Origin of the sequence: uncultured Actinomyces sp. (genome assembly GCF_963542285.1) — a bacterium.
GTDB lineage: Bacteria > Actinomycetota > Actinomycetes > Actinomycetales > Actinomycetaceae > Pauljensenia.
This window is the reverse complement of sequence record NZ_CAUTWQ010000012.1, coordinates 53922-60647: the sequence shown is the minus strand read 5'-3', so window position 1 is coordinate 60647 and position 6726 is coordinate 53922. Positions and strand designations below refer to the sequence as shown.

General features: G+C 55.4%; 6 protein-coding genes and 1 pseudogene. 6 read left to right on the top strand and 1 reads right to left on the bottom strand.

What is annotated here, in order from left to right; genetic code table 11:
* The 6 genes and pseudogenes from RW023_RS06210 to RW023_RS06185 all read left to right on the top strand — a co-directional run.
* Positions 1-450: pseudogene (locus tag RW023_RS06210) on the top strand (hypothetical protein); the annotation flags it as partial.
* 105 nt (positions 451-555) lie between these two features.
* Entirely contained in the window at positions 556-1176 is a 621-nt protein-coding gene (locus RW023_RS06205; RefSeq protein ID WP_315580378.1) for a CPBP family intramembrane glutamic endopeptidase, read from the top strand.
* Positions 1177-1206: 30 nt separating this feature from the next.
* The gene (locus tag RW023_RS06200) at positions 1207-2184 is read left to right on the top strand and encodes an ATP-binding protein (RefSeq protein WP_315580377.1); all 978 of its coding nucleotides are present in this window, start codon (positions 1207-1209) and stop codon (positions 2182-2184) included.
* Between the two features lie 106 nt (positions 2185-2290).
* On the top strand, positions 2291-2635 hold the full coding sequence (locus tag RW023_RS06195; protein WP_315580376.1) for a DUF2249 domain-containing protein: 345 nt from the start codon (positions 2291-2293) through the stop codon (positions 2633-2635).
* Between the two features lie 272 nt (positions 2636-2907).
* Complete coding sequence (locus tag RW023_RS06190) at positions 2908-3858, top strand: hypothetical protein (protein ID WP_315580375.1); 951 nt, start codon at positions 2908-2910, stop codon at positions 3856-3858.
* A gap of 87 nt (positions 3859-3945) precedes the next feature.
* Positions 3946-5025, top strand: a complete 1080-nt coding sequence (locus tag RW023_RS06185; protein ID WP_315580374.1) for an ankyrin repeat domain-containing protein — start codon at positions 3946-3948, stop codon at positions 5023-5025.
* Positions 5026-5034: 9 nt separating this feature from the next.
* On the opposite strand, the gene RW023_RS06180 is transcribed toward RW023_RS06185, so the two are convergent.
* Positions 5035-6669: a DEAD/DEAH box helicase gene (locus tag RW023_RS06180; protein ID WP_315580373.1), complete on the bottom strand. Its 1635-nt coding sequence runs from the start codon at positions 6667-6669 to the stop codon at positions 5035-5037.
* Positions 6670-6726: the final 57 nt, after the last annotated feature.

Here is a 6726-nt window from a genome sequence, read left to right as displayed (position 1 = left end):
GCGTGGAGCGACGGTATCAGCCTCGCCGAGTACACGGCCGGGCCTCGTTCCCTCGCGGCCGGAGTTCCAGCCTCCACCGTCGTCATCATGATTGTCGCGCAGGTAATTCTGTCGATGTCGTGGATCGTGCAGGGCTGCGCCGTCATGTCTATCGGTGCCGAGGGGCGCTTCAACCACCTCGGATTCGGTGCCCCCATCATCGGTTTCGTCCTGCTGTACATTGTCAACCAGGTGCTTGCTGCGGTGGGCACGTTCTTCATCCCACTGTCCGTTACGACTGATGGACGCTTCAGCACCGAGATCATGTGGACCTCGTACCGCGCGACGATGGGAACCGATGGTCAACCGAATGTCATTGGCATCGGCTCCTACATCCTTGTGCCCCTTTTTGCGCTATTCCTAGCAATGTGGGCCTCGCGCTCGATTGAAAAGCGGACCTCCTTGCGTTAAATAGAGCTGCTCAATACGCGGTACACGGCCCGGGACGCATTCACGTGCGCCCCGGGCTCGGCTGTATTCTTTGAGAGTTATTTGCTTGTGTGACAGGAAAAACTCATGCTCTCCGCAACTTTTATTTCATCTTTCGTTCAGTTGGGAATTGCTCTGCTGATTCCAGTGATTTGGTGGGCGGTGACAACTAAACGTCGCCTGGAATTTGCGACCTGGATTGGTCTTTATGCTCCGATGTGGAAAGTCGGTCCTGTTCAGCGTGTTTCGCAGAAGCAACTGGGCATTGCCTTGGCGTGCTGGGTTGCTGTGTCGCTGGCATCTCTTCGGATTGCAAGTTCGGTATGGGGCGCTCTGGCGACCTCGCGATTTATGGGTGCTGGACTTCTTGCAGTCGTCCCGATCCTTCTCTATGCCTTTATCCAGACCGGCTTGGCTGAGGAACTTTTCTTCCGTGGTTTCTTAGCTAAGCGTTTATGCGCGTCCTTTGGTTTTTCCTGCGGAAACGCCATTCAAGCCATTGTGTTTGCTCTTCTTCACTTGCTGTTGTTTATCAACTATCTCCCCGTATTAAGCCTTATTGCCATCACTGTTCTTTCTGGAATCAATGGCTGGATTATGGGGTGGTTGAACGAACAAGCAGCCGGAGGTTCTGTACTTCCCAGTTGGATGCTGCACTCTTTAGCAAATCTCCTGGTCGCTCTGGGGACTGCGTTTAATCTTCTGTAGTCTTGAGGTGGACTACTACAGGGGGATCAGATGAATTTTGCGACAGAAGTAGCTCAGCCGAATTTCTCGGCGACTCCTCAAAACCCTGATTTGCTCAGATGGGTTGGAATTCAAGTCGCAGTTGTCGTGCTTGCTTGGCTCATCGGCATGATCGTTCGCCGTTTCTTGTCCTCGCGAATGACAATGTCCACCGCCTCGGCAACCTTAACTGGAATGCTTGGTATATGGGCTGGACTCCTCTTTGCCGGCTGGATTTTCTCAAGCTCTGATATGTGGCGCCCCGCCATGATCGGTGTGGCGACTGTCATTGCCATCATTGTCGTCACAGTCTGCGCTCTCATCGTTGCCTATCTGCACCCGCGTCCCGGCCTCGATCCGATTGCTGACGTTGCCGCGCGAGGAGAATCTGATACACGCGAGTTTAAGTCCAGCGCGCGCTGGAATATGCGTACCCAGCAACGAGATGACGCGATGGAAACTGTCATTGCCAAAACCGTTGCTGCCTTTATGAATTCCGGCGGCGGAACGCTCCTTATCGGTGTTGATGATGACGGTAAACTCATCGGTTTAGGCCCAGACTATGCGACCCTCAAGACCCCGGATGCCGACCGCTTCGAGCTGTGGATCCGCGACCTGTGGGGGCAACGCCTCGGAACTAATGCGGCCGCGCTACCTATTCTCGATTTCTGCGAGGCCACGGATCCGCAAGAGGGATACGAGGCCCAGGAAGTGTGCCGCGTAACTGTTCCTCCCAGCCCGAGGCCTGTGTACCTCCTTGGCCCGAAGGGGAAGGGAGCGCCGGAGCTGTGGGTGCGCGTGGGTAACTCAACGCGGCGCCTCGAGGTCTCAGATGCGGTTGAGTACATTACTCACCGTTGGCCCTCCAGTGTGCGCACGACCTTGTGGGGGCGTATTCGGATGTTCTTCTTCACCAGGGGAGGGCGCCGTGAGCGTCCCGCTGCTCTTCCGCGTTTTGTCCAGCGAGCGCTGACGGATTCGGAGGAGTGAGAACCTCTTGAAGGGCAGCTTTAATAAAAACGTATAAACTATGTTTTATTAGAAGTTGTTGCTCAGGCGCTTGATTCAGACGCCGAGGCCTGACGAAAGGGATCTCATGATCGAGCCTAATTCCGACCTGCCCGAATTCGAACTTCGTGATGTTTCCGCTGAAAAAGCACAGGAGCCTGCTCAGGGCTCCGGAGGTTGCGGTTGCGGTTGCGATCATGGTGCTCAGCTTCCGCGCTTGGATGCACGTCCCTTCCCGCCTCGCCTGCGTCACCCCGCAATCCTGGGTGCCGTTTCTTCTTTGAACGTCGGCGAGGCCATGGAGCTGGTTGCGCCTCACGTGCCCACGCCGCTTCTCAACCAGATCGACATGACTCTTGAAGGCGATTTTTCCTACGAACTGGTTGCCGTCAGCGATGAAGGCGCGATCGTCAAGATCACCCGCGTTGGCTGATCAGGAGATATAGACTGCTTACTTTGAGAGCTTGCGTTCATTCATCAGTACGGGATCGCGCAGGTGTATCAGGGGAGTTGAAGCGTCCGGTGGTGGAAACACTGCCGGACGCTTGTGTATGTCATGTACTTGTTAGTTCGTTGATCCATCATTTCGTATTTGATGCAAAGTTGTAGTGAAAGTAGTGGAAACTTTTGCTTCTCATTTTGCGTCGCACTTAGCGAACCTCGTGAGAAGAGGACTGCAGTATCGGCTGGATCTAGAATCTGCTTATGAGTGTTCAGAGTCGACGCAAACCAAGCAAGCTATTTACCGCTACCGTCTACGGGTTTATCTGGGTCGTTCTTTTAGCTCTTATGATTCGCTGTGTTTGGGGAACGCTTGCAGAGATTAGGACTCAGGCCGTCGAGGGTACTGAACCTTTTTGTATTGTCTGGTATTTTTCCCCCCTAATAATTCCCGTGGGTATTGCATTAGGCAGGATGGGAGGGGCCGAGGCGTCGAAGCGCATGTATCTCACAGTCCAGTTGGTGAATTTTACCGTTCTTTTGGGGGTATTTTGGGGCGTATTATTCCTTGCTGATGGGAATGGTTTAGCCTTCTTTCTCGGTGATCCGGAACCGGGAGTTGTTTCCGTCTATGAAGCATTCTTTATTTGGGTACTTTTCTTCTTCGGCGCGATACTTCAGATGCTGTCGGTGATGAATGATAAGCACCAGAATAAAATTCGTATCGGTGTTGGCGGTATCCTGTTCGTCATCAGTATTTTTCTACCTAAGTTGCTTGACTCATATGCGTTAGTGCGAGCAACTTGCGCGCCCCCGCTACCGGAAGACACATCTATCAAGGCGCAATGTCAACAGCGAGCACTTGAAACAATCCCGATCTTCGCCATGACGATTGCGTTTTCAGCGGCATTAATGGTTCTATTTTTCGTCAGTATGCTCTCGCCTACAATCGAGCGTTTCATTAGTTCGCTCACCTGTGATGGCGCTGACGAAAGAAGATCTGGAGCGCTCTCAGATGCTCAGGAAGGCGCTGAGTCTCAGTGGAATCTACTGGAACGAGAGCCAGAAAGTGCAGTGCTACCTTCCTCCGCTGAGTCGCTACATTCCGCAGTGCAGCGTAATGGCCGCTTTGGAAGCTTTACTGCTGCTGTCCTTGGTGGAGCGGTCGTCTGGATGATCCAGACAGTTGGGAAACGAGTATCCGGTCCTCGATAAGCCGCTCGCGTGAAGCTTCGAGCACATACTTAAAGAGACGTGAGTCAAGACGCTATTCTTGAAGAATAACCTTCACTAGGAGGCCGTATGCGCAAAACTCTCCCCAACGACATCCAAGAGATCCTCGCAAGCGGGGACGTCGAGGCTGTAGCTGACGCAGTGAAAAACTGCGAGATTGGCGCATACCTGCGGAGTGAATACGGAAAGCCCCAGCTCTTGCACCTCATCTGCTCGCAAGAGATCGTCGAGTTCTTGGTCGCTCGAGGCGAGGACATCAACTGTCGCAATGAACGCGGACAAACCCCCATTCACTGCCGCGTCAAGAAACGTCGACCCGATCTGATCCCCGGTCTGATTGCCCTTGGCGGTGACATCAATGCCCGAGATAATGCGGATCAAACTCCGTTGTTCGGCGCTGTCGAACGCCTAGACGCGCCCGAGGTGGAACAGATGATCCAATGGGGTGCTGACCCCACTCTTGATGCGCATTCAAAAATCTATGGGGACTACACGCTGACGAAGTACGCGCTGAGTTGGTACAACTTGTTTGATTCCCCCAGAATCCTACGTGTTTTCAACGTCTTGCGTGCACATGGTGCGCACCCAAGCGGCGAGGAATACAAAGCTCTTCAAGCCATGGATAAAGATCGCTGCTCGATCATCGCTCACAACCCTGAAGAGGCCAGCAGCCCCCGCTTCCTCGAAGCCGCGGAAGCCTTGCGGCAGCTATGCGAAATGTTCGGCGTCGCTCAGCAAGTTGCGCGTCCTGCACCAAGCGTTGGAGAAATGCTCAAGCTTGATTCCTCGAAGAGCTGGAAGAAGCTGTCCAACGAACTTTGGGACTTGCTCGTTCCACTCGATAATCAAGCTGAGACACTCCAAGGCGAAGCCATCAGGATCACGGGTAAGGTCGCCTACGAGGTCTACGACAACGGCGGCATCAACTGGGAACCAACCTTTAACGCGCTCCTCAAGCAATTCCTGGAAATTGTTTCCTCGGAGGTCTCCCTCAGTGCAGACGAGCTTGCACGCGCCGAGAAAGCAGTCGGGGACCTTCGCGGTGGAAAATCAACCGAGGCCAGTGATGTTTTGAGGGAAGCCGCTGTTCACTGGGTGCTTGCGAACCCTGTCTTACGCGCAAACAGCATGCCTTTCCTCGGCCGGTAAACGCGCGCTCTACTCGTCGCTACCCTTACGGCGGCGAACCCGCTTACGCGGAGCGGGCGAGTGTTCACCTCGGCCTCGGCCCTTTGTTCCGCGGTCAGAACGTCCCTGCTTTCCGGAATTCATTGTCTGATCTCCGTCCTTGCGGGTACGACGTCGGGTGCGGGTCCGTTCGCCAGAAGTTGAACGTTCTCCGCGTCCTCCCGAGCGGCTAGAGGAACGACCACCGCGGCCTCGGCCTCGGCCACCACGCGAGGAACCACCCAAGTCCTCAAGCTTTTCAGCACCAAGTCCTTCGCGCGTGCGCTTTGCGCGAGGCAGACGCCCGGTGACATCCTCGGGAATATCCAAATCCGTGTACAGGTGCGGCGAGGTGTGGTAGGTCTCCAGAGGTTCGGGAACTCCCAAGCCCAGCGCCTTGGAAATCAACGACCAGCGCGGGACATCGTCCCAATCAACGAAGGTCACAGCTGTACCGGAATTCCCCGCGCGACCGGTTCGGCCAATGCGGTGAATGTAGACCTTCTCGTCCTCGGGGCACTGGTAGTTGATGACGTGAGTGACATCGTCAACGTCGATGCCTCGCGCGGCAACATCTGTTGCAACCAAAACATCGACCTTGCCATTGCGGAAGGCGCGAAGAGCTTGCTCGCGAGCGCCCTGGCCCAAGTCGCCGTGAAGGGCAGCAACCGCGAAACCGCGCTCGCTGAGTTCGTCGGCAACGCGCGCCGCCGCACGCTTGGTACGGCAGAAAATCACAGCGCGACCACGGCCTCGTGCCTGCAAGATACGTGCAACGATCTCGGTCTTATTCATCGCATGAGCACGGTAAATCACCTGCTGAACCGTGTTGACGGTCTGGCCCTGATCGTCGGGATCCTGCGCGCGGATGTGGGTCGGCTGGGTCATGAACTTGCGAGCCAGCGTGATCACCGGCCCGGGCATGGTCGCCGAAAAGAGCATCATGTGGCGGTCCGCGGGAATGCGCGAGAGCAAAGTTTCCACGTCGGGGAGGAAGCCAAGGTCAAGCATCTCGTCGGCCTCGTCAAGGACAACGTTTTCCACGCCGCTGAGGTGCAGGACACCTTGACGAAGCAAATCGATCAAGCGCCCCGGGGTGCCGACGACGATATCCGCGCCTCGCTTGAGTGCCTCGATCTGCGGTTCAAAAGCAACGCCGCCGTAAATGTCAACGATGCGCGTTGAGAGCTTAGAAGCCGCTGCGCGCAAGTCGTCGGCCACCTGCTTGGTGAGCTCGCGGGTCGGCAAAATGATGAGTGCCTGCGGCATGTTTGGGTTGAGAAGGTCCTCGTAACCCTCTTCATCCGGAGCAATGACGTCTTCCAGCACGGGGATGCCGAATCCCAGTGTTTTACCGGTACCTGTCTTGGCCTGGCCAATAATGTCGTGGCGATCCAGTGCGACGGGAAGAGTCAGGGCCTGGATGGGGAAGGGGTGGGTGATGCCGCGTTCTTCGAGCGCATCAACGATGGGGTCACTGACCCCGAAATCAGCGAAAGATTTCGCTTCGAAAGTTTCATTTCCCGAGTTCGTAATGTCGGGGGTGGTTTCATCTTCCTGGGTCGAAGGGGCTTTGATTGAGCCCAAACGTACGACGCCAGCAGAGAAGTCAGACGGTGAAGTCACGATCAACCTGTTCTGGGAAAAACCCGTTGGAAATTGCAGCCGATCGCGGTTCTTCTT